The following is a 25587-nucleotide window of genomic DNA, read 5'->3' as shown; positions in this document are numbered from 1 at the left end:
CCCGCACGACGCTCCGCCTGGCCCCGGATCTACTTCGGGGTGCGGCGAGCAGCAACATCGGCCGTTCTGTCCGCGCGTCCGCCGCAGCGATGCGGCGCGACGCGGACGGAGCGGCCGTCACGTTTTCCGGCCTTCGGGGGGCCGCGAGACGGCATGACTCAACGCCGCTCCGACCACCGACGAGGGACACATCAGAGGGATACCCGCCTTCCGGCGACCCAAACCATCAACTTTCAGAAAGTGGGATGGACAGGAGCGCCTCGGTGCCACGCTCCTGGCCAGCCTGGAGCCGGATCGTGCCATGCATCTCTCCCAGCACCAGCTGACGCACGATCTGCAACCCCAACCGGGGTGAGTGCTCGAGCTGGAAGTCCTCCGGCAGGCCGGCGCCGTCGTCGGCGACCACCACGTCGAGCCGGTCCACCGAGCGGGCGACGCGGATTTCGATCGAACCCGCCGAGCCGTCGAACGCATGTTCTACAGCATTCTGCAGAAGCTCTGAAAGCACAAGGGCCAACGGCGTGGCGAGTTCGCCCGGCAGCCGGCCGAACGAGCCAGAACGGCGGGTGTTGGCCCGCGCCCCGGTCGACGCCAGGTCGACCGTCACCGAGGTGATCTGGTCGGCGATCTCGTCGAACGGCACACTTTCGCCCAGGCTCTGCGACAGGGTCTCGTGCACCACCGCGATCGAGGTCACCCGGCGGACCGACTCCCGCAGCGCCGCGCGCGCCTCGTCGACCTTGGTGCGCCGCATCTGCAGCCGCAGCAGCGCGGCCACCGTCTGCAGGTTGTTCTTGACCCGGTGATGTATCTCACGAATCGTCGCGTCCTTGCTGAGCAGCAGTTCCTCGCGCCGACGCAGTTCGGAAACGTCCCGGACGAGCACCAGGACCTCCCGGGTCGCACCCGGGAACAGCGGGATCGCCCGCAGCAGCACCACCGTGCTGCCGACCGCCGCCTCGACCTCCACCGGCCGGCGCCGGCCGATCGCGTGCCAGGCCGCCGGGGTCGTCGCCGGCAGGTTCAGCGCCCGGTGCACCGAGCGGAGATCCTCGCCGGTGACGTTGCCGGTGTAGCCGAGGCGACGGTAGGCGGACAGCGCGTTCGGGCTGGCGAAGACGACCTTGCCGGCGCCGTCCAGGCGCATCATGCCGTCCCCGACCCGGGGCGACTCGGGCAGTTCGGAGGAGCTGCCCCGGAACGGGAACACGCCCTCGGCGACCATCAGCGCAAGGTTGTTCGCGCCCTGCAGGTAGGACGACTCCAGGTCGCTGGGCGTCCGGGGATTGGCCAGGTTCGTGTCGCGGGCCAGCACGGCGATGACCTCGTCGCCGTGGCGGACCGGGATCGCCTCGGTGCGCACCGGCACCCCGCCGTCCCACTCGGGCTCGCCCTCCCGGGCGATCCGGTGCTCCCGCCAGGCGTTCTGCACCACCCAGCGGTTGATCACCACACTGCCGACCTCGTCGTTGTGGTAGACCGTCGACCCCGTCGTCGGCCGCACCTGGGCCACCACCAGGAACTCGGTCCCACTCGTACGGCCGCCGCGGCCCGACGCCGTACCGGAGCGAACGGGTACGAGCAGGAGCAGGTCGGCGAAGGACAGGTCGGCGAGCAGGGCCCAGTCCGCGACGAGCGCGTGCAGATGGTCGATGTCGTCGTCGCTGAGGTCGGTGCTCGCCCGCAGCATGTCGGCGAGGGTTCCCACGGGCTGCACACTGCCAGACCGGCGAGGGCCATGAGCTGGCGGGCACCCCGCAGCGCCCGTCGTTGGTCGTACGCTCGCCGTCGTGACACCCGACAGTGCCCCCCCGGTGGCCCGCTGCGGCGCCGGACCGGCCACCAGCCCGCCGGCCAGCGACGACGTGGCGCGGCACACATCAGGTCCGGCCGGCGGCCCAGCACCGGTCGACCCCCTCGCCTGGCTCGCCGGGCACGCCAGTGATCGGCAGGCCGCCGGCCTGCGCCGCCGGCTGCGCCCGCGCCCCGCCCCGGCCGCCGACCCGGGCGACGGGGCGCCCGGCGCCGTCCGCGTCGACCTCGCCGGCAACGACTACCTCGGCCTGGGCCGGCATCCCGCGGTCGTCGAGGGCGCCGCGCGGGCGTTGCGGACCTGGGGCACCGGGTCGACCGGAAGCCGGCTCGTCACCGGCTCGACCACCCTGCACTCCGAGCTGGAGGACGCCCTGGCCGAGCACGTCGGCTTCGCGGCCGCGCTGGTGTTCTCCTCCGGCTACACCGCGAACCTCGGCTGCCTGACCGCGCTGGCCGGCCCCGGCGATCTGATCGTCTCGGACGCGCTCAACCACGCCTCGATCGTCGACGCGTGCCGGCTGTCCAGGGCGAGGGTGGTCATCACCCCGCACGCGGACGTCGCCGCCGTCGGTGCGGCGCTCGCCGCCGGCGGCTGGCGGCGGGCGATCGTCGTCACCGAATCGGTGTTCTCCGCCGACGGTGACGCCGCCCCGCTGGCCGAGCTGCACGCCGCCGCCCGCGCCCACGGTGCGCTGCTCGTCGTCGACGAGGCGCACGGGCTCGGCGTCGTCGGCCCGGCCGGGCGTGGCGCGCTCGCCGCGGCGGGGCTGGCCGGAGCGCCGGACGTGGTGGCCACGGTGACCCTGTCGAAGGCGCTCGCCGGCCTGGGCGGCGCGGTGCTCGGCACGGAGGCGCTGCGCGACCATCTCGTCGACACGGCGCGCAGTTTCATCTTCGACACCGGCCTCGCCCCGGCGAACGTGGGCGCGGCGCTCGCCGCCCTCACCGAGGTCCGGACCCGGCCGCACCTGCCGGCCGCCGTGCGCGCGCGGGCCCGCCAGCTCGCCGAGCTCACCGGGGCCCCGTCGCCGGCGGGGGCGGTGGTGTCGGTGCTGATCGGTGAGCCGCAGCCCGCGTTCGAGGCCGCGGCGACCTGTCTGGCGCACGGGGTGGCGGTCGGGTGCTTCCGGCCGCCGACGGTGCCGGCGGGTACGAGCCGGCTGCGGCTGGCTGCCCGCGCCGACCTCACCGACGCCGATCTCGACCTGGTGACCTCGGCGTTCGCCGCAGCCGGAGTGCTGGCCCAGAGCGGCGCCCACTCGATGACGGTGCCGGGCCGATGACGGTGCTGGTGGTCTCCGGCACGGGTACCGAAGTCGGCAAGACCGTGGTGACCGCCGCCGTCGCCGCGCTCGCGCACGACCGCGGACACGCCGTCGCCGTCGTCAAGCCGGCGCAGACCGGGGTCAAGCCCGGGGAGCTCGGCGATGTCGACCTCGTCGCCAGTCTCGCCGGCGTCGACGACGTGCACGAACTGGCGCGGTTTCCCGATCCGCTCGCCCCCGCGGCGGCCGCGCGGCGGGCGGGGCGGGCCGCCGTCGACCTCACGGCCCTCGCGGACATGGTGGGGAAGCTGGCCGCCGGGCGCGACCTCGTCGTCGTCGAGGGGGCCGGTGGCCTGCTCGTGCGCTACGACGACAACGGCGCCACGCTGGCCGACCTCGCCCGGATGCTGTCGGCCCCGGTGCTGGTGGTGACGGCCGCCGGACTCGGCACGCTGAACACCACCGCGCTCACCCTGGAGGCGTTGGCGCACCGCGGTCTCGACCTCGCCGGGGTGGTGATCGGTTCGTGGCCGGCCGAGCCGGATCTGGCCTGCCGCAGCAACCTGACCGACCTGGAGATCCTCGCGGGTCGGCCGCTGTCGGGCGCGCTGCCCGCCGGCGCTGGCCTGCTGGGCCGGACCGACTTCCTCGCGACGGCCAGACGCTCGCTCGAGCCGGCGTTCGGCGGTACCTTCTCGGCGCGAACGTTCCGCGACGATCACCATCTGTGATGTTCCGGCGCGTTCCTGTGCTGAACGTGCCGGAGATCGCCCTCGAAAGTCGCCCGACCCGGCAGCCCCGCCTCCACAATGGATGCGCGCCCGAAGGGGCCAGTGATCCCATCACGATCCGGGTCCCGACGTACCGCCCCAATCCGCCCGATGCCAGCCCACGACTACCGCAAAACCGACCATCCGCACCTGCGACCAACCACAATGACGACCCGACCCGCCGACTCAGTCCCGTCCACGTCCATGTCCTGGAGGCCACCGTGACCGCACCCGTGACCGCGCACCCCGCCTCGACGGCAGGGTCCCCCGTGAGGGTGGTTCCCGGCGCGCGCACCGAGACCGCCGTCACCCGGGAGGACACCGGAGCCGCCGCCGAGACCTCCGCCCCCGTCTCCCCGGCAGAGCCGGTGGCCGTCGCCGCCACTGAGCCGAGCCCGGCGGAGCTGCTCGCGTATGCTCGCAGCGAGGTGCTCGAGGCCGGGCGTGGCCTGGACGAGGCCGCCGTGCTCGCTGTCCTGCGGCTGCCCGACGAGTCGCTGAACGACCTGCTGGCCCTCGCCCACGAGGTGCGGATGCGCTGGTGCGGCCCGGAGGTCGAGGTCGAGGGCATCGTCAGCCTGAAGACCGGCGGCTGCCCGGAGGACTGTCACTTCTGCTCGCAGTCGGGCAAGTTCGACTCGCCGGTGCGCTCGGCGTGGCTGGACGTTCCCTCCCTGGTCGAGGCCGCCCGGCAGACCGCGGCGACCGGCGCCAGCGAGTTCTGCATCGTCGCCGCCGTCCGCGGCCCCGACGCCCGGCTGATGTCCCAGATCCGCGAGGGCGTCGCCGCCATCCGCGCCGCCGTGGAGATCAATATCGCCTGCTCTCTGGGCATGCTCACCCAGCAGCAGGTGGACGAGCTGACCGAGCTCGGGGTGCACCGGTACAACCACAACCTCGAGACAGCTCGGTCCCACTTCGCCAAGGTCGTCACCACGCACTCCTGGGAGGAGCGCTGGGAGACCTGCGAGATGGTCCGCGCGGCCGGCATGGAGCTGTGCTGTGGCGCGATCCTGGGGGTCGGCGAATCGCTGGAGCAGCGCGCCGAGCTCGCCGCGCAGCTCGCCCTGCTGGAGCCGGACGAGGTGCCGATGAACTTCCTCAACCCGCGCCCCGGCACTCCCTTCGGCGACTACCCGCCGGTCGCGCCGCGGGACGCGCTGCGTGCCATCGCCGCGTTCCGGCTCGCCCTGCCCCGCACGATCCTGCGCTACTCCGGCGGCCGCGAGATCACCCTCGGCGACCTGGAGACGCAGGGGATGCTCGGTGGCATCAACGCGGTGATCGTTGGCAACTACCTCACGACGCTCGGCCGGCCGGCCGAGTCCGACCTGAAGATGCTGGCCGACCTGAGCATGCCGATCAAGTCGCTGCAGGCGACCCTGTAGGACCGTCCATGGCGCCGGCGCGGGCCCAGGCCCGTGCCGGCACACGGCATCGCGAACGACCGGCTCACCGCCCGGGATGCCGTGTCAGGCGTTTGTGGCCGTCGTGCGGCCGTGCTCGGCGCACCGGGCGGACCAGCCACTCGGCGTTATCTGGACCACCATCCGCCGCCGGCAGATCCGGCAGTACCGCGGTGGCTCCAGCTCCCGCGCCCGCGCGCACACCTCATGGCTGCCCACACTGGCCAACTGGCCGCAACGGTCACAGAATGAGGCGTCCATGAACGGAATCTTAAGGCATGGCACACAGGTGTGATCTGCAGCAAGCGCCGGCTGCGGCCAACGCGGGCCAGCGGCGGCCCGCCAGCCCGGCTCAGCCGGCGACGGGCTCGACGACCGCGATCAGATCGCCGTCCTGGACCACGTCGCCCTCCTGCACGGCGATCCGGGCGACCGTGCCGCCGTCCTCGCTGATCACCGGGATCTCCATCTTCATGGAGTCGAGGATGACGAGGGCGTCACCGGCGGACACCGAGTCCCCCACACCGACGACGACCTTCCACACGTTGGCCACCATCTCCGCGCGGACCTCCTCCGCCATCGACGCTCCCCTCCGCACCTTGTGGGCCGGATTCGAGCATCCGAATCACCGGACCCGCCTGTAGTGGACCTTCCAGGAGCCTAGTGCCATCGGGCATCCGGACCAATGGCCCACGCCCACAAGGCCGACCGGAACACGCCGAACGCACGAATCGGCCGCCCGGTGTTGGGCGCGAATCCCGCAAACCCGCAGACTACGCATGTGCTCGTACTTGTCGTGCTGACCCTGGTATGTGGGCTGGGCGTCGGCCTCGCCCGCGGTGGAACCCTTGGCGCCCTCGCCCGCGTTCACGTCTACCGGCCCTGGCTGTTCGCCGTGCTGGTGCTGGTGCTGGCCGTGGGCGGACTCGTCCCGGCGCTGCACAGCCCGGCCTGGATCGTGGCCGCCGTGCTCGCCGCCCTGTTCGCCGGAATGAACAACCGGCTACCCGGTCTGGGACTTCTCCTGGCCGGCATCATTGCCAACGCCGCCGCGATCGCGGCCAACGGCGGTCAGATGCCGGTGTCGTTGTGGGGCGCGCGCCACGCGGGGGTCCCGATCGAGGACATCCTCACCTCAGCCTTCCACACTCCCGCCGGCGGCGGCACCAGCCTGCGGCTGCTCAGCGACGTCATCCCGTTCCCGTTTCCGGGCGTCCCGGCCGTGGTGAGCATCGGGGATGTCGCGATCGCGGCGGCACTCGGGGTCTTCGGCGCCGTGACGCCGGTCCGGGCGCGGCGCACGCTACAGGCCCGCCGCAACGCCGCCCTGGCCGGGGCCCTGCCCGCGAGCTACGGCGGAACGGGTCGCCCGGTCGCGCCCGGCGAACCCGGTGACGACGCCGTCGACGGCCCGCCCGTGCGGCGCGGCGACGGCGATCCGCTCGGCGACACCTATGACGCGTTCGACGACACCTACGACGACGACGGCGACGGCGCGTACGCCGCCCACACCAGTGGCGAGGACAGCTACGGCAGGGACAGCTACGGCAGCGACGCCTACGACGGCGACATCCACGACGCCGACCCGGACGACGGCGACATCCACGACGCCGACCCGGACGACGCCGACCCGGACGACACCGACCCGCGCGACCTGGCCGCAGACGACCTGGCCGTGGACGACAGGGACGACACGCGCGTCGCGGGCGCCCGCGACGGCACGACGCCTCGCGGCCAGGCGGACGGCGAGGGCGACGACTGGGGCCCCGACGACGACCGGGCGGACCCTGTCCGGAGCCTGGACGCGGAGCGTGACAGCCGGAACGAGGACAACCTCGGTCCGAGGCCGGTCACCGCTCGTCGCCGCGGACTGGCACGATGACGGGACACCCACCTCACGGGAAGGAGACCGCCATGGCGAAGAAGAAGCGCAAGCGCCGCGCACGGGCGAAGCACAAGGCCAACCACGGCAAGCGCCCGAACACCTGAGCAGCTCGGCGGGCCGTGTCGACACGGCCCGCCGCCGGGCGCCCACCCAGGCGCCTACTCGGCGCGGAACTCGGCGCCGTCCACCTCGGCGCGGGCCAGGCGCAGCCGTTCCAGCAGGCTCGACCGAAGCGAGTCCGGCGCCCGCTCCCCCCCGCACTTGCGGGCGACGAGCATCTTCACCTCGCGTTCGAGACCGAACTCGCGCAGGCACGGGGAGCACTCGTCGAGATGCGACCGGATCAGGCTGTGCTGCCCGCCCTCGCACTCCCCGTCGAGGTACAGGAAGACCGCGTCGAGCACCTTCCGGCAGTCGATCTCGTGTTCGCCACCGCAGCTCACGACGCACCACCCTCGGCATCGGATGATCCTGCCGGGACGAGCCCGCGGTCCGCCGCGTACTGCTCCAGGGACTTGCGCAGGCCCCGGCGACCACGGTGCAGCCGGGACATCACGGTACCGATCGGCGTACCCATGATCTCCGCGATCTCCTTGTAGGAGAAGCCCTCGACGTCGGCGAGGTACACGGCCATCCGGAAGTCCTCCGGCAGCGCCTGCAGCGCGTCCTTGATATCGCTGTCGGGCAGGTGTTCCAACGCCTCCGTCTCGGCGCTCTTCAGCCCGGCGGAGGTGTGCGACTCCGCCTCGGCGAGCTGCCAGTCCTCGACCTGTTCGGTCGGGCTCTGCAACGGCTGGCGCTGGCGGCGACGGTAGGTGTTGATGAACGTGTTCGTCAGGATCCGGTACAGCCAGGCCTTGAGATTGGTGCCGGCCTGGAACTGGTGGAAGGCGGCGAACGCCTTGACGAAGGTCTCCTGGACGAGGTCCTCGGCGTCCGCGGGATTCCGCGTCATCCGCAGCGCGGCCGCGTACAGCTGGTCGAGGTACGGGAGGGCGTCCCGCTCGAACCGGGCGCCCCGCTCCTCGGTGGTCTCGTCGACCAGGATCATCCCCTCACCGTCTTCCGCCACGACGCCCAGCCCGACGCGCGACGCCGCAGACCCCGCGGAACCAGACCGGTTCCTCCGAGCGGAGGATACCTCGACGGTCGACTGATCGCGTGGCGCCGCAGCCGCCGAGGCGGACTGGTGTGGGACATTTCGCGCGACGTCCACTGCGGCCGGCGTGGACCGGCGCGACGCGGACGGGTGGGGCGCGGACCGCGACAACACGGACGAAACCGGCGTGAGCTGCTGGGACGTCCGCGACGGCGACTGGCGCAGGGCGCTCGCTGGAGTCATGTGACCTCCGTGACCTCGACTGGCATATCACGTCAACCGGTTTTACGACCCGGCGATTCCCGGCCCGCCGGCACCCCCGCCCATCCGGTCGAGCAGGAAGTCCGCACCGACCCGGGCCGCCTCGGCGAGTGCCTCGCCCGCGGGCCGGCCGTCCCGTACCCGGGTGCGAAACGAGTGGTCGCCGCCGGCGACCAGGTGCACCCGCCGGTCCCGGCCGGCATCCGGTTCCGGCCGGCCGAAGGGGTCCCGATCGCCCTGGACGACGAGGACCGGGGTCCCCGCGCCGTCCAGTTCCCCCTGGCGGGACGGCTTCGGCTCACCCGTCGCGGTGGTGCCCGGCGGCCGCAGCGGGAAGCCCAGCGCCAGCACGCCGCGGGCGCCCACCGTCACCGCCACCCGCATCGCCACCCGGGAACCCATGGACACGCCGGCCAGCGCCAGTGGTCGCGGTGCCCCGAGCGCTCGGACCGCGGCGACGGCCACGGCGTCGAGCCGGGCGGGCCGGGCCGGCGCGCGCCGGCCGGCGACCCGATGCGGCATCTCGAGGCGGGCCACCTGCACACCGGCCGCGGCCAGCCGGGCGGCCAGCGCGTCGAACAGGGGGGTGTCGACCCCACTGCCGGCGCCGTGCAGGAACAACACGGTCGAATCGCCGGTCGCGGGAACCAGCCGCAGCCGTCCTCCGTCCACAGCGGTGAGGGCCTCGCCGAGGGGCACCGACGGGCCGGTGGACGGCGGGAAGTGATGTGGCATGCAGTGGTCCTCGTCACGTTCGGCGCAGGTAGGTCGCAGCGGCACGCATTGGTCCGACACGACGGGGAAGGACACGGCATGGCTGTGGGTGGAATCTGGCAGACTTCCCCCGTGCGTGTGTGACGTACCTCGCATCAGTGCCCCCTGAAGAATGGGAACGGTTCATGGCGCCTGGCCCCGACGCCGACCTGCGTCCGTCTCGTGGACAAGCGAAGACGCTGGTCTGTGAGGCTCCAGCAGACAGCGACGATCCCTACTGGGCCTTCTACGAGGAGGTCGCGTCCGTCCAGCTCCGGGAGTGGCTGCCGACGCGGCCCTCGCGGGTGCTGGATGTGTCCGGCCCACGGGCCCGGTTCGCCCGCCAGATGGTGACTGCCGGTCACCAGGTGGTGCGCGTGGTGGCCGAGCCGACCTCGGGTGATCCGGCGACCGGCCCCGGCGCCCTGCTGCCGGTCATCGGCGACGCCCGCTCGCTGGACTGGTTCCTGCCCCGCTCCTTCGACGCCGTGCTGGCGGAGGCCCGGGCGCTGTCGTTCTGCCTGGCCACGGAGACGACGCTGGAAGAGATCTACCGCATGCTCCGGCCGGGCGGGCAGTTGCTGCTCTGTGTCGACTCGCTGCTGCTCGGGCTCGCCCGCCTCGCCGAGCAGCACCGCTGGGCGGAGTTGTCGGACGTGCCGCGCGCGGACGTCGTGCTCGTCACGGCCGAGGACGGCACGATCACCCGCTGCTTCTGGCCGGAGGAGCTCAGCGCGCTGCTGTCCAGCGCCGGGTTCGAGGTCGACTGGATCCGGCCGCGCACCCTGCTCTCCGCCGAGGCGGTCAAGCGGGCCGTCGCCGAGGACGTCTCCTGTTTCCCCACCCTGGTGCGCACCGAGGTGGAGCTGGCCGCGGAGCGCGAGGGCGAGTCCAACGGCATCCACCTCATCGCCTCCGCCCGCCGGCCGGCCTGATCCCACCGGCACGGACCGGCATCGGCCAGGGCGCGATCTCCTCGAGCGCGACGGCGGTGTCGAGCAGTCGTTCCTCCTCCCCGTGGCGGGCGATGACCTGCAGACCCACGGGGCAGCCGTCGGCGGTGAAGCCGGCGGGCAGGCTCACCGCCGGGTGCCCGCTGAGGTTGGTCGCCCAGGTGAGGCTCACGCTGCGGACCTCGCCGGGCCCGGCGTGCGGGTGCGGCCGGTTGGGCGTGGTCGGGGTGAGGATCAGGTCCGCCCGCGCCAGCACGGCCGCGAGAGCCCGATCGTTGTGCGCGCGCACCTGGGCGACGTCCACCGCGCCCGGCCCGGCCGGCGCCCTGGTGCGCAGAGCCTGCCAGGCCGTCTCCGGGTCCCGCAGGAGCACCGGCAACTCCACCAGGGTCAGCACGCCTGCGGCGGCGAGGCGGTCGGTCGCGGCCCGACTCACGGCGACCACCTCCGGCTCGGGGCTGGCGTAGCCGAGCGTCGCCGAAAAGACGGCGATCCCCCGGGGGCGCGTGCGCCCGCGCGCGCGCCCGTGCGCCGGCGGGCCCGCCGGCGGCGCGCCCGGACCCGGCGACGGCACCCCACCGGACCCGGCCACGACCGCCCACCACGCCGCCGCGTCGACGCCGTGCCGCACGATCGGGCCGGGCACGGTCAGCCCCGCCCGGTCCGGGCCGGGGAGGCGGCCGGTGGTGGGCTTGAGCCCGATCACGCCGCACCACGCGGCCGGTATGCGGGTCGAGCCGGCGCCGTCGGCCGCGGTCGCCAGCGGAACGACCCCGCTCGCCACCGCGACCGCCGAGCCGGCCGAGGACCCGCCCGGCACCCGGTCGGCCCGCCACGGGTTCACGGTCGGGCCACGGTCGGTGTGGCCCCATGTCTGCCAGGGATGCGCCGCCCGCACGGGGGTGGAGGTCACGCCGATCGCGACGGCGCCGGCGGCCAACAGCCTTCGGGTGACGGGACCGGTGGTGCCACTGCCCGCCTTCAGCGCGATCGGTACGCCGGCCAGCGGCAGCTCGGCACCCCGTTCCAGGGCCTGCTCGACCAGCAGGGCCTGCCGGTGGGCCGCCCGCGGCCAGCGGGCGGTGAAGGCCCGCGCCGCGAGGTCGACGTCACCGAGGCGGGCCAGCGCGGCGGCGACGACGTCCCGCGGCGGGAGACGACCGGCGCGCACCGCCGCCGAGATCTCGGTCACACCGAGCGAGGGATACTCCCGGCGCAGCACGGCTCCCGGCGCCGACCCGGAACACTTCGCCATCCACGCCCCTTCCGCGCCATCCCGACCCGCCGGCCGGTCGGACACACCGGCGCATAGCGACTCCGGCCGCGAGCGCCGCCCGGTCCCGCTCGCCCGTCCGGCATGCTTGCATGGTGAGCACCCTCACCGACACCGAGCCCACCGGGACGCGGTCCGACCCGTGGCCGGCCCCCACCGCGCAGCGTCCCGTGACGGCCGTCGTCCCGGTCCCCGGCGCGAAGTCCGGCACCAACCGGGCGCTTGTCCTCGCCGCGCTGGCCACCGGCCCGTCGCGGCTGCGCGGTGCGCTGCGCTCGCGGGACACCCTGCTGATGGCCGGCGTGCTGCGATCCCTGGGCGCCGCGGTGGACACCGACGGGCCGGACTGGCTGGTGGCGCCCGCGGGCTCGCCAACGGTGACGCCCGGCGCGCGGGCGGACTGCGGCAACGCCGGTACCGTCGCCCGCTTCACCCCGGCCCTGGCCACCCTGCGCGCTGGCGAGGTGGTGTTCGACGGCGACGCGCGGATGCGGGACCGCCCGCTCACCCCGCTGCTCGACGCGCTGCGCCGGCTCGGTGCCGACATCGACGGCGACCGGATGCCGTTCACGGTGCGTGGCCGCGGCGGACTGCCCGGTGGCGAGGTGACCGTCGACGCCTCCGACTCCAGCCAGCTCGTCTCCGGCCTGCTGCTCGCCGCGCCGCGCTACGACGCCGGCGTGACGGTCGTCCATCGTGGCGCCCGGCTGCCGTCGGGGCCGTATCTCGACATGACCGTGGCCGACCTGCGGGCGGCCGGCGCGGCGGTCGAGGCCGGCCCGCCCGAGGCCGACGGCAGCCGCCGGTGGCGGGTCGAGCCGGGCGAGCTCGCCGCCGCCGACCGGGCCATCGAACCGGACATGAACAGCGCCGCGGCGTTCCTCGCCGCCGCGCTCGCCACCGGCGGCCGGGTCGTCATCCCGCACTGGCCGCAGGCCACCGAGCAACCCGGGCGGATGCTGCCGACGCTGCTCGCGGCGATGGGCGCGTCGACGGAACGCACCGAGCACGGGCTGGCCGTCCGCGGCCACGGCACCGTGCACGGCATCGACGTCGACCTGAGCGACTTCGGCGAGGCCGCGCCGGTCCTGACCGCGCTCGCCGTGCTCGCGGACTCGCCGTCCCGGCTGCGCGGCATCGGGCACCTGCGGCTACAGGAGACCGACCGGCTCGGCGCGCTCGCCGAGGAGCTCGGCAGCCTCGGCGCGCGGATCACCGTGACCGACGACGGGCTGGCGATCGAACCGGCGCCGCTGCGCGGTGGTCGGCTCGACCCGCGCGCCGACCACCGACTCGCGATGGCCTATGCGGTCGTCGGCCTGGTGGTGCCCGGCATCCTCATCGACGACATCGCGACGACCGGCAAGACGGTGCCGGACTTTCCCCGGATGTGGACGGCCATGCTCGCGAGCGATGCTCCAGCTCCGGACGCTCCGGCGGCGGACCTCGCGGGACCGTCAGGCGGGCCGGCGTGAACCGGCGGACCGCGGGCTAGGCGATGCCGCGCGAGCTCGACGAGGACGACGTCCGGATCCGACCCGGACGTGGCTCCCGGCCCCGCACCCGGGAACGGCCCGACCACGCCGAGGCGGTGCCGGCGGCGGTGGTCGGGGTGGATCGCGGCCGCTACACCTGCCGGCCCGACCGCTCGCCCGACCGGCTCGTCGCCGCCGTGCGCGGCGGGTCGATGCGCCGCACCTCCGTCGTCGTCGGTGACCGGGTGGCGCTGGTCGGTGACATCTCCGGGGCGCCGGGGGCGCTGGCCCGGCTGGTGCGCCGGGAGGAACGCACCAGCGTGCTGCGGCGCACTCCGGACGACACCGATCCGGCCGAACGGCCGATCGTGGCCAACGCGGAGATCCTCGTCATGGTCTGCTCCGTCGTCGACCCGGAGCCCCGGCCCGGTCTGATCGACCGCTGTCTGGTCGCCGCCTACGACGGCGGTCTTTCGCCGGTGCTGTGCCTGACGAAGACGGACCTGGCCGACGGCGAGTCGACGATCGAGCTCTACCGCCCGCTCGGGTTCCCGGTGGTGACGACCCGCCCGGACCGCCCGCTGGACGAGCTGCTGGCGCTGCTCGCCAACCGGCTGAGCGTGCTGTTCGGCCATTCCGGGGTCGGGAAGTCGAGCCTGGTGAACCGACTGGTGCCGGACGCCGCCCGGGCGATCGGCGCGGTGAACGCCGTGACCGGCCGCGGGCGGCACACCTCGTCGGCCGCGATCGCGCTGCGGCTGCCCGACGGCGGAACAGTGATCGACACCCCGGGGGTGCGCTCCCTCGGCCTCGGCGCGGTGTCGCCGAGCCGGGTGCTGCGGGCCTTCGCCGATCTCGCGGCCGCCGCGGCGTTCTGCCAGCCCGGTTGCGAGCACCTCGCGCCGTCCCCGGACTGCGCGCTGGACTCGGCGGTGCGGGCGGGTGACGCGGACGCCGCCCGGCTGGCGAGCCTGCGCCGCCTGCTGGCCGCCCGCGGAACACCGGCCTGAACGCGGCAGCAGGAGCTTCGTCACACTCTTCCCGCCACGCGGATATCAGCGGTCTCGTCCCCGACGCCACACCGGCTCGGCTCGTAGTCTCGCAGGGTGACCCCGCCTAATCCCACCTCCGTGAGCACCGAATCGAACGAAGACCTCGACGCCGTCACGGTTGCCGACGATCTGGCGCTCGCACTGAGCCTCGCGGACGCCGCCGATCGGATTACTCTTTCCCGATTCCAGGCTGTTGACCTGCACGTCGAGTCCAAGCCCGACAACACGCCGGTCTCCGACGCCGACACCGCCGTCGAGTCCATGATCCGTTCGCGGCTCGCGGTTGCCCGCCCTGATGACGCGGTGCTGGGCGAGGAGGAAGGACTCGTCGGCGCCGGCGGCGCCCGGCGGCGGTGGATCCTCGACCCGGTCGACGGCACGAAGAACTTCGTACGCGGCGTCCCGGTCTGGGGCACCCTGCTCGGCCTCGAGGTCGACGGTGAAATGGTGGTCGGCGTGGCCAGCGCGCCGGCGATGAGCCGGCGGTGGTGGGGGGCCCGGGGCACCGGCGCGTTCACCCGCGACGCGACCGGCGACACCCGCGCGCTGCGGGTGTCCTCCGTCAGCCGGCTCGACGACGCGTTCCTGTCCTTCGCCTCGGTGGAGGGCTGGCGGAAGGCCGATCGGCTCAACCAGTTCCTCGACCTGGCCGACCAGGTCTGGCGGACCCGCGGCTACGGCGACTTCTGGTCCCACATGATGGTCGCCGAGGGCGCCGTGGACCTCGCCTGCGAGCCCGAGGTGTCGCTGTGGGACATGGCGGCGCTGGTGGTGATCGTCGAGGAGGCCGGCGGCCGGTTCACCGACCTGACCGGCCAGCGCGGTCCGGGGCACGGCACCGTCCTCACGACCAACGGGGTGTTGCACGACGCGGCCCTGCGGTCGTTCGTACGCTGAGGTCATGACTCCCGCCCGCCGCCATCGGTGATCGGCTTCGCGCACCGCGGGGCCCCGGCCCCGCACCAGCGGGAGAACTGCCTTCCCGCGTTCCGGCGGGCGCTGGCCGGCGGGGCGAGCGGGCTGGAGTCCGACGCCTGGCTGACGTCGGACGGGGTGCCGGTGCTGCACCACGACGGGATCATCGGCCCGCCCGGCCGGCGGCGGCGGGTCACCGACCTGCCCGCCGACCGACTGCCGGGCTGGCTGCCGACGTTGGCGGCGTTCTACCAGGAGCTCGGTACGGGATTCGAGTTCAGCCTCGACCTGAAGGGACCGGCGGGCGGCTGGGAACGGGCGGCCGCCGCCGTCGTGGCCGTGGCCAGAGATGCCGGCGGAAGCGCGGCTGTGAGCCGGCTGTGGTTGTGTGGAAATCTGCCGGAACTTGCCGCCTACCGCGCACGCGACCCGGACGTGCGCCTGGTGAATTCGACCTCGGTGGCGAACGTGTTGGCCGGCGGTGGGATCGAGGCGTACGGCGAGCGGCTACGCGCCGCGGGGGTCGCGGCACTGAACCTGCGGACCCGGGAATGGCGACCGCAGCGTGCCGACTACGCCACCATCCTGCATGATCTCGGCCTTGCGGCCTTTGGCTGGGACGCGCAACGCAGCGGCACGCTCAGCCGGTTGGCCGGCTACGGCCTCGACGCGGTCTACAGTGATCATCTCCGCCGGTTGGTCCGAGTGGCAGGATCCGCCGCGACCTAGCGACGACCGGGGCGCGACCACACATCATCGCCACCAGCGTCATCCCGACAGCGTCACAGTCTCGCCGAATTGCCTGTCGAAGCTGACGAAGTGACCCATTGCGTTGTGCGCAGCGTGACATCGCTCCCGGCAGAGTGTCATAACTTCTGCGGTTAGGACGACTTCCACCCAGGTATAGGGATGGCCAACCGACGGTGGCCTCGATTGGGCCGTCGGACGAACCACCGGATTGGCCGCAGCATGCGATTACCGCACAGGCCGCCCGGTATACTGCCCAGGCTCAGGGTGGCACTTTCCTGACACGGCGATGGCGACCGACTCCGCTCAGTCCTCGTCGTCCTCGTCAGCCACGTTCAGCATCTGCTCCGGAAACCCGGTCCGTTCCGCGACCCGGCCGACGGAGTATCCCTGTCGCACGAGGTCACGAGCTTGCTCCAAGGTCCAGCCCCGCCCGGGATCGACCCGGCTAACAACCACTTCGCTCGCTTGGCGCCGTTCCTGGGGCCAGCTGAGCCGTGCACGGCGTGCCAACGGTCGACCTCCGCGATTTGACGACTTTGGTGTCGTGCCACCAAGGATAGGCCATATTGACGCCGGCCTGCCCGTTGAACTACACGATAGCGGGTGCCGACCTGTTAATGCAGACCCGCACCCGAACAGCGACATCACACGAACGCCGACCGGCCCGAACAGGCGGCGATGCACAAGGTACGAGTCCACCCGCGCACAGGCCTCGCGGGAACCTTACGAGTGACGAAGCGCATCGAGGTGAGCGGTTCAGCGAGAACATCTGAACCGCATCCATCGGAGGAGTTCCGGCGTCTCCTGACTTTGTCCTCGTCCCCGCTGACGCCGCGCGGGGCCGCCCACCCTCGCTCCCCCGGGCGGGGATCAGCCCCTGTCGGCCGGCAACGACGGGTACGCCGACTCGGTGGCGCAGGTGTGCTCGCGCAGGATTGCCCGCCACTGGCGCGGCGAGTGGTTCGCCGGCCGGGTCGTGGCCAGGAAGTCGGTCAGGACCCGGCAGAACCGTTCCGGTTCGCTGTGATGCGGGAAGTGGCCGGCGGTCGGGAAGATCTCCAGCCGGCTGCCGGGCATCGCCCCGTGCGCCGTGTGGGCATGCCCGACGGGGATGACGGCGTCGCGCTCCCCCCAGACGATCAGCGACGGCATCCCCGCCGCGAGATAGCACCGGTCGAGCATCGTGATCGACTGCCCACGGGCGTCAATCACCGAGCGCAGTGTCCGCAGGAAGGCCGCCCGGGCGGTCGGCGTGCCCAGGGAGTCACCCACGCGCAGGATGTCCTCGGCGTCGCGCGACAGGTCGGTGGGCAGCAGCCGCAGCGCCCGCATCCCGGCCCGCCCGGCGAGGCGCACCGGCGGCAGGTTCACCAGCGACAGCACCGGTCCGGCGCCGGGCAGGGCGGCGGCCCGCAGCACCAGATGCACATCCGGACCCACACCGCCGGTGGCGACGAGGACCAGCCGCTCGCAGCGCTCGGGGAACTGGTAGGCGAACTGCATCGCCACGCCGCCACCGAGGGAGTGCCCGATGACCGTCGCCCGCTCCACGCCGAGCACGGTCAGCAGGTCCCGCATGCCGCAGGCGTAGCCGGCGATGGAGTAGTCGCCGCGCGGCTTGTCCGACTCCCCGTGGCCCAGCAGGTCGGGTGCGATGACAGTGTGATGGCGGGCGAGCCGGGGGATGATCGGCAGCCAGGTCCGCGCGTTGTCCCCGATGCCGTGGATGAGCAGGAGCACCGGGCCGTGCCCGGCGCGCAGGTAGCAGCGCCGGTAGCCGTGCACCGTGACGAACCGGGGCGTGAGCGCGGCGACCGGCGCCCCGGCCCGCCCCGTGTCACCGGCGCGTTCCCTACCCTGGACCACGCCGTGGTCCAGGGCCGCCTGTCGGGCCGTCGCCCGCATGTCCGCCGCAGTCATGTCCGAGGCCGACCTCTTCTCGCCCGCCGAACGTCAGAACTCGATGTTGCTCATTACGTGCTTTATCCGGGTGTAGTCCTCCAGGCCGTACACGGAAAGGTCCTTGCCGTAGCCACTTCGTCCGAAGCCGCCGTGCGGCATCTCCGCGACGATCCGGATATGAGTGTTGATCCAGACGCAGCCGAAGTCCAGCCGCCGCGCGACCCGCATCGCGCGGCCGTGGTCATGCGTCCACACGCTGGCGGCCAGGCCGTACTCCACTCCGTTGGCCCAGGCCACCGCCGCGTCCTCGGAATCGAACCGCTGCAGGGTGATGACCGGTCCGAAGACCTCCGACTGGACCAGCTCGTCGTCCTGACGCAGGCCGGCGACGACCGTGGCGGGATAGAAGTAGCCCGGCCGGCGCAGCGGCGCGCCGCCGGCGAGCACCTCGGCGTGCGCCGGCGCCCGCTCGACGAAACCGCCGACCCGCTCGAGCTGACCGGAGCTGTTCAGCGGCCCGTAGTCGACGCCGGACTCGTCCGGTGAGCCGGTCACGGTGTCCCGGGCGGCCTTCGCGAGGGCTGCGGCCAGCTCGTCGTGAATGCCGGGCGCGGCCAGTACGCGGGTCGCCGCCGTGCAGTCCTGGCCGGCGTTGAAGTACGCGGCCGCGGCGATGTCGGCGGCGACGGCAGCCGCGTCGACATCGTCGAAGACGATGACCGGAGCCTTCCCCCCGAGCTCCAGGTGCACCCGTTTGAGGGTGTCGGCCGCCGCTCGAGCGACCTCCATACCGGCGCGCACGCTGCCCGTCACCGACACCATCGCCGGCCCCGGATGGGCGACGAGGGCCCGCCCGGTGTCCCGGTCGCCGCACACCACGTTGAGAACCCCGGGTGGGAGGAACTCGGCGGCGAGCTCCGCGAGCAGCAGACTGGACGCGGGCGTGGTGTCGGCCGGCTTGAGCACGACCGTGTTGCCGGCGGCGATCGCCGGGGCGATCTTCCACACCGCCATCATCAGCGGGTAGTTCCACGGGGTGACCTGAGCGCACACCCCGACCGGCTCGCGGCGGACGTAGCTGGTGTGGCCGGCCAGGTACTCCCCGGCGGCGCGGCCTTCCAGCAGGCGCGCCGCCCCGGCGAAGAAGCGGAGCTGATCCGCGGACGGGCCGATCTCCTCCGTCACGGTCAGGCGCAGGGGCTTGCCGGTGTTCGCGCTCTCCACCGCGGCGACCTCGTCAGCCCGCTCCTCCAACGCATCCGCCAGCCGCAGCAGCGCCCGGGCCCGCTCCGACGGGGTGGTGTCGCGCCAGGTCTCGAACGCCGTCGCCGCGGCGCCGACGGCGTCGTCGATGTCCACGGGACCCGAGCGGGGGGCCTGGGCCAGCTCCGTCCCGGTGGATGGGTCGATGAGCGCCATCGTCTGCCCATCGGCCGCCTGGGCCGGTTCGCCGCCGATCAGGTTGGCGAGGATCGCGTCCATTCGTCTCCTCCTGCATGCCGGGTGCGCTGTCAAGTGGGTGCCGTCTCAGGTGGGTGCCGTCTCAGGTGGGTGCCGTCTCAGGTGGGTGCCGTCTCAGGTGGGTGCCGTCTCAGGTGGTGAGGTCGTGGGCGAGGCTGTCGAGGCTGTCGAGGTAGCGGTCGACGTCGGCGTCGGTGTGCTGGACGGAGAGGGTCCACTCCTCCTCACGGCCCGGCGCCATCAGGACTCCCCGGTTGGCGTTGTAGAGCCAGCCGAGGTCCGGCAGCTCCGCGAACTGGTGCGCCATGAAGGAGGTGTAGTCCCGGATGGGCGCGTCGGTGAAGTTCACACAGCCCTTGGAACTGATGCCGACGGTGTAGCCGGGCAGGCCGTACCGGGCCAGGATGGCGTCGCAGCCGGCGATCAGCCGGTCGTTCAGGCGGTCCAGGTGGGCGTAGGCGTCGTCGGTGAGGACCTCGAACAGGCTCGCCCGGGCCGCGGCCATCGACAGCGGGTTTCCGCTGTAGGTGCCGACCTGCTTCACCCGGTCGCTGGCGACGATCTCCATGATCTCCGCCGTGGCGCCGATCGCCCCGGAGGGCAGCCCGCCGCCCAGCGCCTTGGCGAGGGTCACCATGTCCGGGCGCACCCCGAAGCGTTCGGTGGCGCCGCCGGGGGCGACGCACAGGCCGGTCTTGACCTCGTCGAAGATCAGGATGATGCCGTGCCGGCTGGTGATCTCCCGGACCGCGGCCAGATAGCCGGGCTCCGGCAGGACGACGCCGAGGTTCATCATCGCCGGCTCCATGATCACACAGGCGGGCAGCCGGCCCTGCGCGGCAAGGTCGGAGATCCGGCGTTCCATCGCCGGGGCGTCGTTGAACGGAACCGGGACGGTGAGCTCGACGACCGCCCGCGGGATCCCCGCGCCGTAGCCGAGGGAGTTCATGTGGTCGGCGGGGCCGATGTCGTCGTACGGAGTGCCGATCGAGACCATCACGTAGTCGTGGTGACCGTGGTACGAACCGAAGATCTTGATGATGGTCTCGCGGCCGGTCACCCCGCGGGCGATGCGGATCGCGTCCATCGTCGCCTCGGAGCCCGAGTTCACGTACCGCCACTGCGGCAGGCCGAAGCGGCGGACCAGCTCCTCGCTGACGATGACCGAGTCCTCCGTCGGCATGGCGAAATGACTGCCGAGCGCGATCCGCTCGCTGACCGCCCGCACGATCGCCGGGTGCGCGTGCCCCTGCACCATCGACCCGTAGCCGTTGTGGAAGTCGGAGTACTCGGTGCCGTCCACGTCCCACACGAGCGAGCCGCGGCCGTGCGTGAGATAGATCGGCCACGGGTCGCGGACCTGGTAGGACGACGGCACGCCGGACGTCATCGAGCGCGCCGCCCGCGCGTGCAACCGCTCCGACCCGCCGGTGCGGGCCCGCAGACGAGCCTCCTCCCGCTCGGTGAGCTCCGTCGCTCTGGCCTGGAGCGCCGTGTGGCTGACACCGCTACGGGTCCCCATCAGCTTCGACACCGTCCATGCACCCCTTCCGGCAGACGCCTACTGAAAGCGTAGCGCTGAGGGTCAAGCGGCGATGGAATCCGTCGAGAAAACCCGATTTTTGAATCGCTTCCCAGTTTGGTCGGGGGTAGCCATACCATGACAGCAGACGCTCGTCGGACGCATGGGCCACCGGCGACACCGGGTACCCGACCAGCGGGCGGCCCAGCACCGCCGCCGGGCGGGACGAGGAGGATGCCGGGTGCAGTCTCGACGGCCGCTCGGCCAGCGGCCCTCCCCGGACGGCCTGCTCGACGACGTCAACAAGGCCATCATCGAGCAGCTCCAGCAGGACGGCCGGCGCTCCTACGCCGCGATGGCGACCGCCGTCGGGCTCTCCGAGGCCGCGGTGCGCCAGCGGGTCCAGCGCCTGCTCGACGCAGGCGTCATGCAGATCGTGGCGGTCACCGATCCGCTGCGGGTGGGCTTCCACCGCGAGGCCATGATCGGCGTGCGGGTGACGGGCGACAGCCGGATCGTCGCCGAGGCGATCGCCACGCTGCCCGAGGTGGACTACGTCGTGCTCACCGCGGGCTCGTTCGACATCATCGCGGAACTCGTCGCCGAGAACGACGACCACCTGCTGGAGCTCATCAACTCGCGAATACGGGCGATGTCGCAGGTACTCGCCACGGAGACCTTCGTCTACCTGCGACTGGTGAAACAGACCTACACCTGGGGAGTGCGCTGAGGCGCCGAGAACGGACCACACGGGGACGGGGCACCGACGGGCGCACCGGTCACCGCCGACGGAATGCGACGACGTGGGAAAGTCCGGGTCAAACAGCCCACCAGGGCCTGCCCGCGCGAATCCATTACCACGCGTCGTGCGTGAGGCGGCCAGAGACGGGAACGGTCGGCAGGGTCACCCCGATGACACGCTCAACGCACAACCATAAAGCACCAACAAGAGTCCAACATACGTAACGACGGTCAAACGAACTCGGCCCAGACACGATGGGGTGAGCATGGCGCTAGTCCACCATGACCCGCAGGACGGCATAATAATTACGCGCATCGGCCAGGCGGAGATCACCGTGCGGCCCGAACCACCGGCGAGCGCCACCGGAGCTCCGGTGATCCTGCTCCGCGTGGACGCCCCGATGCTCGACACGCTCGCGGCGGCCTACCTGGATCCCGATGAGGCCCGCCGCCTGGCACAGGCGCTCGTACGCGCGGCCGAGGCGGCCCGACCGGCCACTCCCTGGCGCACGCCCCGCCCCGGCCCACGCTGACCCACCAGGGCCGCCGGGCCGGACCCGCCGGGCCGGGCGGCGGCACCGCTCTCGCACCAGCTGCGACGCGCCGGGCGGCCGGTGCCTGCGTTCGGCCTCGGGCCTGGCGGCACAGCCGTCCGCCGTGAGCGGACGACTAAACAATGAAAAAGACTCCCGGGAAGTTTCTCCCGAGAGTCTTTTTCTCTTTGTAGCGGGGGCAGGATTTGAACCTGCGACCTCTGGGTTATGAGCCCAGCGAGCTACCGAGCTGCTCCACCCCGCGTCGGTGTGTCTTCACCATACAGGGCCAGGACCGGTAGGTGTCAAATGAGCCGGGGGACTTCTTTGGAATCTTTCTCGCTCGCCCCGTCCGGCCGGCCACCGCGGTCGCGGGCTGTGGGGGGGCCCCCCCCCCCCCCCGGGGCCCCCCCCCCCCCCCCCCGGCGGCCCCCCCCGGCACCGGCTCGCCCGGGAGCACCTGCTCGCCGAGAAGCACCGCGGCGAGGTCGAGCAGGCCCATCGGCAGCGTGTAGTGGTTGAAGAACGTCTGCTTGTTCATCAGGTCCAGCACGACCAGAACCAGCGCGCCACCGAGGCAGAACCCGGCGGCGTCGCCGCGGGCCCACCAGACGCCGGCGCAGGCCGCGACCAGCGCGACCAGCGCCGGCAGGAAGCCGAGGGTGATCCCGAAATGGGACGCCCAGCCCGGCACCGACAGTGAGTGCCCGAGCACCTGGTAGTGCAGGTTCGTCCAGACGGCGTCGTCGACGAAGTCCCGCGGTCCGGCGAGCACCCAGGGGGCGACGAGCAGCGCCGCGAGCCCCGCGGCGAGTCCCGCCCGCCGCGCGCCGAACGCCGGCCACAGCGCGGCGACCGGCAGCAGCAGGACGATGTGCTGCTTCGCGGCGAGGGCCAGCGCGAACGCGACCACGGCCGCGCGGGGGTGCCCGCCCCGCACGGCGAGGACCATCGCCGCCAGGCAGGCGACGAGCAGCGGCTCCGTCCACGACTGCTGCAGCGCGTACATCGACTCGGGCAGGATCACGACCAGCAGCGGCAGCATCGCGAGCGCGGGTGCGGGCCGAGCGCCCGGACGGTCAGCGCCACCGGCGGCGAGGCGCCGCGCGCACAGCGCCGCGACCGCGAGCGCCAGCAGCAGGCCGTAACGGACATCACCGAACAGCAGCCGGAACGGCGCGAGCAGCACCGTGGTCAGCGGCAGGTACGGGTAGACGTCGAACAGCCCGTCGACGCCGTAGGTGGCGCGGCTTGGCGCCCACTGCTGGCGGTACATGTCGGCGCCGTGGGCCAGCCCGGCGGCGGAGACCTGGAGCAGGTGGAACACGTCGATGCGGGGCATCGGCGCGGCCCGCACGGTGGCGACGCCGGCGCCGAGGGCCAGGACGAGGACGACCCAGAACAGTGCCGGCGCGGTGAGTACCCGCCGCGCCGGCCCGAACGCCGCCGGTCGCGCCACGGCCTCGGCGGCCACGGTGCTGGCGCTCGCGGTGCTGGCCGTCGAGGTACTGGCCGTCGAGGTACCGCGCATCGAGCTGGCGGCGATCGAGGCGGCGGCGAGCAGCCCGGCGGCGATCGCGAGCACGTCGGCAACACTGGCCAGCGACCCGCTCGCGTAGTACCGGGGATGGCGCACGATCGGCCCGACCCCGACCGTGACGGCCAGCAGCGCCCAGCTCCCCGGTACCAGTCCCCCCGACCATCCGCCGGCAGGCCCCCCACCACCGGTAGGCCCAGCACCACCGGTAGGCCCAGCACCACCGGTAGGCGGCCGGCGGGAGCGGCGGCCGGCGCCGGCGCGGGCGACCGCGAGCGCGGTGGTGAGGACGCCGAGAAGGACGCAGGCGATGGCCCAGGCGCCGTAGCGGCCGTCCTTCGCCGCGATGCCCCAGGCCAGTGCGCACCAGCCGACGAGGACCAGCGCGAGTGTCCGCGCCTCACCGTCCGGCGCGGGCCGGGCGACGGTGGAGGTCCGTGAGGCGGGGACCGGCGAGGCCATGTGCGCACGATGCCAGAGCCCACGCGGGTGGCAACGGCGGCCCCGCGTCGGGTGTGGTCCGGGTGTACCACGACTGACCGGCCCGGAACGGCGAGGGGGTGCGGGAGGATCACAGCCGTCCCCATGCAAGACTTCCTTCCGTGGCCGGCCCCAGGGTCCGGCGCCCCCGCAGCCGCAGCACGGTTTCCGGCTGGCGGGAGTGACCATGAAGGTGTGTTGAGGAGAGGTCCGGCACAGTGACCGAAAAGCCAGAGGTAGTCGTCATCGGGGCCGGGCCGGCGGGCCTGACCGCCGGCTGGGAGCTGGTGAAACGGGACGTGCCCGTAACGATTATCGAGGGTGACTCGGTCGTCGGCGGAATCAGCCGTACCGCGCAGCGGGACGGCTGGCGTTTCGACATCGGCGGCCACCGTTTCTTCACGAAGGTTCCCGAGGTCGAAAAGCTCTGGCACGAGATCCTCCCCGACGAGGACTTCCTGCTTAGGCCGCGGTCGAGCCGTATCTACTACGACGGCAAGTTCTTCGACTACCCGCTGAAGGCAACGAACGCGCTGGGCAATCTCGGCGTCGTCGAGGCGGCGCGCTGCATCGCCTCCTACGCCGCAGCGCGGGTCCGCCCGCCGAAGGACCAGAGCAACTACGAGAACTGGCTGGTCGCCCGCTTCGGCTGGCGGCTGTACCGCACCTTCTTCAAGACGTACACGGAGAAGCTGTGGGGCGTGCAGGTCTCCGAGATGCCCTCGGACTGGGCGGCGCAGCGGATCAAGAGCCTGTCCATGATGAACGCCATCGTGAACGCGGTCCTGCCGAAGCGGAACCAGAAGGACATCACGTCCCTCATCGAGGAGTTCCAGTACCCGAAGTACGGGCCTGGGATGATGTGGGAGGCCGCCACCGACAAGATCGTCAAGCAGGGTGGCCGGGTCGTCTTCGAGGAGAAGGTCCGCAGGATCCACCACTCTGGCGGTCGGGCGACCGGCGTCTCCACCCAGGTCACCGGTGGCTACGGCCCCGGCGCGGGCGCGCCGGAGTCGTCCCGGTCCGACCTCGGCAGCGAGTACCAGTACCCCGCCGACGAGATCATCTCGTCGATGTCGTTCTCGTCGCTGGTCCGGGTGATGGACCCGCCGGCGCCGCAGAAGGTGCTCGACGCGGCGAACGCGCTGAAGTACCGGGACTTCCTCACCGTGGCCCTCGTGGTGCCGGAGTCCGCAGGTTTCCCGGACAACTGGATCTACATCCACGCCCCCACGGTGAAGGTCGGCCGCATCCAGAACTTCGCGTCCTGGTCGCCGTTCCTGGTCAAGGACGGAAAGACCTGCCTGGGCCTGGAGTACTTCGTCTTCGAGGGCGACGAGACGTGGAACAGCTCGGACGAGGACCTCGTCGCACTGGCCACCAAGGAGCTCGTCGAACTCGGCCTTATCCGGTCCGGTCAGGTCGAAACGGGATATGTCGTGCGTATGCCCAAGGCCTACCCGTACTATGATATGGCTTACAAGCAGAACGTCGACATCATTCGGGCCTGGCTGGCGGAGAACGCGCCGAACGTGCACCCCGTGGGCCGTAACGGCATGCACCGTTACAACAACCAGGACCACTCGATGCTGACCGCCATGCTGACCGTGCAGAACATCGTCGACGGCACCCACCATGACGTGTGGGAGGTCAACGTCGACGAGGACTACCACGAAGAGGTGTCCTCCAAGAGCTGACGGCGTTGGCCCGCCCGCCAGCCCCCCCCCCCCCCCGCCCGG

At 72.5% G+C, this 25587-nt stretch carries 24 protein-coding genes and 1 tRNA gene; 14 read left to right on the top strand and 11 right to left on the bottom strand.

Annotation, left to right across the window (positions count from 1 at the left end; translation table 11 throughout):
- Positions 1-226 precede the first annotated feature (226 nt).
- Positions 227-1690, bottom strand: a complete 1464-nt coding sequence (locus MXD60_RS09870) for a sensor histidine kinase (RefSeq protein WP_283098110.1) — start codon at positions 1688-1690, stop codon at positions 227-229.
- Between the two features lie 100 nt (positions 1691-1790).
- Between MXD60_RS09870 and MXD60_RS09865 the strand changes: the two genes are divergently transcribed.
- The 3 genes from MXD60_RS09865 (at position 1791) to bioB (ending at position 5238) form a co-directional block, all read left to right on the top strand.
- Positions 1791-3098 (top strand): 8-amino-7-oxononanoate synthase, encoded by a 1308-nt coding sequence (locus tag MXD60_RS09865; protein WP_518467659.1) that lies wholly within the window; start codon positions 1791-1793, stop codon positions 3096-3098.
- Positions 3095-3811 carry a dethiobiotin synthase gene (gene bioD / locus MXD60_RS09860; RefSeq protein ID WP_248818703.1) on the top strand — a complete coding sequence of 239 codons (717 nt, stop codon included), beginning with the start codon at positions 3095-3097 and terminating at the stop codon, positions 3809-3811. Before MXD60_RS09865 ends, bioD begins: the two co-directional genes overlap by 4 nt.
- Before the next feature lie 407 nt (positions 3812-4218).
- Positions 4219-5238 carry a biotin synthase BioB gene (gene bioB / locus MXD60_RS09855; RefSeq protein ID WP_248818749.1) on the top strand — a complete coding sequence of 340 codons (1020 nt, stop codon included), beginning with the start codon at positions 4219-4221 and terminating at the stop codon, positions 5236-5238.
- Between the two features lie 84 nt (positions 5239-5322).
- Here the strand turns inward: bioB and bsaP are convergent, their stop codons facing one another.
- Together bsaP and MXD60_RS09850 are read right to left on the bottom strand one after the other, a co-directional pair.
- Positions 5323-5517, bottom strand: coding sequence for a biotin synthase auxiliary protein BsaP (bsaP, locus tag MXD60_RS30280; protein WP_518467657.1), 195 nt, complete (start codon positions 5515-5517; stop codon positions 5323-5325).
- A 91-nt stretch (positions 5518-5608) separates the two neighbouring features.
- Positions 5609-5836: a biotin/lipoyl-binding carrier protein gene (locus MXD60_RS09850; RefSeq protein WP_248818702.1), complete on the bottom strand. Its 228-nt coding sequence runs from the start codon at positions 5834-5836 to the stop codon at positions 5609-5611.
- A 201-nt stretch (positions 5837-6037) separates the two neighbouring features.
- On the opposite strand from MXD60_RS09850, the gene MXD60_RS09845 reads away from it, so the two are divergent.
- Both MXD60_RS09845 and MXD60_RS30275 read left to right on the top strand, forming a co-directional pair.
- A complete protein-coding gene (locus MXD60_RS09845) occupies positions 6038-7138 on the top strand; it encodes a DUF5317 family protein (protein WP_248818701.1) in 1101 nt (366 codons plus the stop codon).
- 32 nt (positions 7139-7170) lie between these two features.
- Positions 7171-7245, top strand: coding sequence for a 50S ribosomal protein bL37 (locus tag MXD60_RS30275; RefSeq protein ID WP_369809780.1), 75 nt, complete (start codon positions 7171-7173; stop codon positions 7243-7245).
- A gap of 54 nt (positions 7246-7299) precedes the next feature.
- Here the strand turns inward: MXD60_RS30275 and rsrA are convergent, their stop codons facing one another.
- From rsrA to MXD60_RS09830, 3 genes are read right to left on the bottom strand one after another with little or no spacing between them, the layout of a single operon-like run.
- Positions 7300-7584 carry a mycothiol system anti-sigma-R factor gene (gene rsrA / locus MXD60_RS09840; protein WP_248818700.1) on the bottom strand — a complete coding sequence of 95 codons (285 nt, stop codon included), beginning with the start codon at positions 7582-7584 and terminating at the stop codon, positions 7300-7302.
- Positions 7581-8483, bottom strand: coding sequence for a sigma-70 family RNA polymerase sigma factor (locus MXD60_RS09835; RefSeq protein WP_518467654.1), 903 nt, complete (start codon positions 8481-8483; stop codon positions 7581-7583). Before MXD60_RS09835 ends, rsrA begins: the two co-directional genes overlap by 4 nt.
- 42 nt (positions 8484-8525) lie before the next feature.
- Positions 8526-9236: an alpha/beta hydrolase family protein gene (locus MXD60_RS09830; protein ID WP_518467652.1), complete on the bottom strand. Its 711-nt coding sequence runs from the start codon at positions 9234-9236 to the stop codon at positions 8526-8528.
- Positions 9237-9400: 164 nt separating this feature from the next.
- On the opposite strand from MXD60_RS09830, the gene MXD60_RS09825 reads away from it, so the two are divergent.
- Positions 9401-10189 carry a methyltransferase domain-containing protein gene (locus MXD60_RS09825; RefSeq protein ID WP_248818698.1) on the top strand — a complete coding sequence of 263 codons (789 nt, stop codon included), beginning with the start codon at positions 9401-9403 and terminating at the stop codon, positions 10187-10189.
- On the opposite strand, the gene MXD60_RS09820 is transcribed toward MXD60_RS09825, so the two are convergent.
- Positions 10161-11462, bottom strand: a complete 1302-nt coding sequence (locus MXD60_RS09820; RefSeq protein ID WP_248818697.1) for an amidase — start codon at positions 11460-11462, stop codon at positions 10161-10163. The two genes, MXD60_RS09825 and MXD60_RS09820, sit on opposite strands and share 29 nt — an antisense overlap.
- Before the next feature lie 110 nt (positions 11463-11572).
- Here MXD60_RS09820 and aroA point away from each other — a divergent pair, with 110 nt between their 5' ends.
- The 4 genes from aroA (at position 11573) to MXD60_RS09800 (ending at position 15651) form a co-directional block, all read left to right on the top strand.
- A complete protein-coding gene (gene aroA, locus MXD60_RS09815; RefSeq protein WP_248818696.1) occupies positions 11573-12955 on the top strand; it encodes a 3-phosphoshikimate 1-carboxyvinyltransferase in 1383 nt (460 codons plus the stop codon).
- Between the two features lie 23 nt (positions 12956-12978).
- Complete coding sequence (rsgA, locus tag MXD60_RS09810) at positions 12979-13965, top strand: ribosome small subunit-dependent GTPase A (RefSeq protein ID WP_248818695.1); 987 nt, start codon at positions 12979-12981, stop codon at positions 13963-13965.
- Between the two features lie 96 nt (positions 13966-14061).
- Positions 14062-14904 carry a histidinol-phosphatase gene (hisN, locus tag MXD60_RS09805; RefSeq protein WP_368861200.1) on the top strand — a complete coding sequence of 281 codons (843 nt, stop codon included), beginning with the start codon at positions 14062-14064 and terminating at the stop codon, positions 14902-14904.
- 27 nt (positions 14905-14931) lie between these two features.
- Positions 14932-15651: a glycerophosphodiester phosphodiesterase gene (locus MXD60_RS09800; protein WP_248818693.1), complete on the top strand. Its 720-nt coding sequence runs from the start codon at positions 14932-14934 to the stop codon at positions 15649-15651.
- Between the two features lie 891 nt (positions 15652-16542).
- On the opposite strand, the gene MXD60_RS09795 is transcribed toward MXD60_RS09800, so the two are convergent.
- The 3 genes from MXD60_RS09795 to MXD60_RS09785 form a co-directional block, all read right to left on the bottom strand.
- Positions 16543-17592, bottom strand: coding sequence for an alpha/beta fold hydrolase (locus tag MXD60_RS09795; protein WP_248818692.1), 1050 nt, complete (start codon positions 17590-17592; stop codon positions 16543-16545).
- A gap of 33 nt (positions 17593-17625) precedes the next feature.
- Positions 17626-19056, bottom strand: coding sequence for a gamma-aminobutyraldehyde dehydrogenase (locus MXD60_RS09790; RefSeq protein WP_248818691.1), 1431 nt, complete (start codon positions 19054-19056; stop codon positions 17626-17628).
- 109 nt (positions 19057-19165) lie between these two features.
- The gene (locus tag MXD60_RS09785; protein WP_248818690.1) at positions 19166-20557 is read right to left on the bottom strand and encodes an aspartate aminotransferase family protein; all 1392 of its coding nucleotides are present in this window, start codon (positions 20555-20557) and stop codon (positions 19166-19168) included.
- 241 nt (positions 20558-20798) lie between these two features.
- On the opposite strand from MXD60_RS09785, the gene MXD60_RS09780 reads away from it, so the two are divergent.
- Complete coding sequence (locus tag MXD60_RS09780) at positions 20799-21287, top strand: Lrp/AsnC family transcriptional regulator (protein ID WP_248818689.1); 489 nt, start codon at positions 20799-20801, stop codon at positions 21285-21287.
- Positions 21288-21564: 277 nt separating this feature from the next.
- On the top strand, positions 21565-21831 hold the full coding sequence (locus tag MXD60_RS09775) for a DUF6907 domain-containing protein (protein ID WP_248818688.1): 267 nt from the start codon (positions 21565-21567) through the stop codon (positions 21829-21831).
- A gap of 191 nt (positions 21832-22022) precedes the next feature.
- Here MXD60_RS09775 and MXD60_RS09770 read toward each other — a convergent pair.
- A tRNA-Met gene (locus tag MXD60_RS09770) sits at positions 22023-22096 on the bottom strand.
- 976 nt (positions 22097-23072) lie between these two features.
- Between MXD60_RS09770 and MXD60_RS09765 the strand changes: the two genes are divergently transcribed.
- Together MXD60_RS09765 and MXD60_RS09760 are read left to right on the top strand one after the other, a co-directional pair.
- A complete protein-coding gene (locus tag MXD60_RS09765) occupies positions 23073-23450 on the top strand; it encodes a hypothetical protein (RefSeq protein ID WP_248818687.1) in 378 nt (125 codons plus the stop codon).
- A 616-nt stretch (positions 23451-24066) separates the two neighbouring features.
- Entirely contained in the window at positions 24067-25545 is a 1479-nt protein-coding gene (locus MXD60_RS09760) for an NAD(P)/FAD-dependent oxidoreductase (RefSeq protein ID WP_248818686.1), read from the top strand.
- Positions 25546-25587 lie beyond the last annotated feature (42 nt).

Origin of the sequence: Frankia sp. AgB32 (assembly GCF_023243045.1) — a bacterium.
Taxonomy (GTDB): domain Bacteria; phylum Actinomycetota; class Actinomycetes; order Frankiales; family Frankiaceae; genus Frankia.
This window is presented reverse-complemented; position numbering and strand designations above follow the sequence as displayed.

What these genes read in the sequence shown, in the direction of transcription:
- aroA (WP_248818696.1), top strand. Translation starts at nt 11,573, where the DNA reads ATGGTGAGCACCCTCACCGACACCGAGCCCACCGGGACGCGGTCCGAC.
- bioD (WP_248818703.1), top strand. Translation starts at nt 3,095, where the DNA reads ATGACGGTGCTGGTGGTCTCCGGCACGGGTACCGAAGTCGGCAAGACC.
- MXD60_RS09785 (WP_248818690.1), bottom strand. Translation starts at nt 20,557, where the DNA reads ATGGGGACCCGTAGCGGTGTCAGCCACACGGCGCTCCAGGCCAGAGCG.
- bsaP (WP_518467657.1), bottom strand. Translation starts at nt 5,517, where the DNA reads ATGGACGCCTCATTCTGTGACCGTTGCGGCCAGTTGGCCAGTGTGGGC.
- MXD60_RS09870 (WP_283098110.1), bottom strand. Translation starts at nt 1,690, where the DNA reads ATGCTGCGGGCGAGCACCGACCTCAGCGACGACGACATCGACCATCTG.
- MXD60_RS09835 (WP_518467654.1), bottom strand. Translation starts at nt 8,483, where the DNA reads ATGACTCCAGCGAGCGCCCTGCGCCAGTCGCCGTCGCGGACGTCCCAG.
- MXD60_RS09790 (WP_248818691.1), bottom strand. Translation starts at nt 19,056, where the DNA reads ATGGACGCGATCCTCGCCAACCTGATCGGCGGCGAACCGGCCCAGGCG.
- rsgA (WP_248818695.1), top strand. Translation starts at nt 12,979, where the DNA reads ATGCCGCGCGAGCTCGACGAGGACGACGTCCGGATCCGACCCGGACGT.
- MXD60_RS09825 (WP_248818698.1), top strand. Translation starts at nt 9,401, where the DNA reads ATGGCGCCTGGCCCCGACGCCGACCTGCGTCCGTCTCGTGGACAAGCG.
- MXD60_RS09795 (WP_248818692.1), bottom strand. Translation starts at nt 17,592, where the DNA reads ATGACTGCGGCGGACATGCGGGCGACGGCCCGACAGGCGGCCCTGGAC.
- MXD60_RS09820 (WP_248818697.1), bottom strand. Translation starts at nt 11,462, where the DNA reads ATGGCGAAGTGTTCCGGGTCGGCGCCGGGAGCCGTGCTGCGCCGGGAG.
- MXD60_RS09775 (WP_248818688.1), top strand. Translation starts at nt 21,565, where the DNA reads ATGGCGCTAGTCCACCATGACCCGCAGGACGGCATAATAATTACGCGC.
- MXD60_RS09850 (WP_248818702.1), bottom strand. Translation starts at nt 5,836, where the DNA reads ATGGCGGAGGAGGTCCGCGCGGAGATGGTGGCCAACGTGTGGAAGGTC.
- MXD60_RS09830 (WP_518467652.1), bottom strand. Translation starts at nt 9,236, where the DNA reads ATGCCACATCACTTCCCGCCGTCCACCGGCCCGTCGGTGCCCCTCGGC.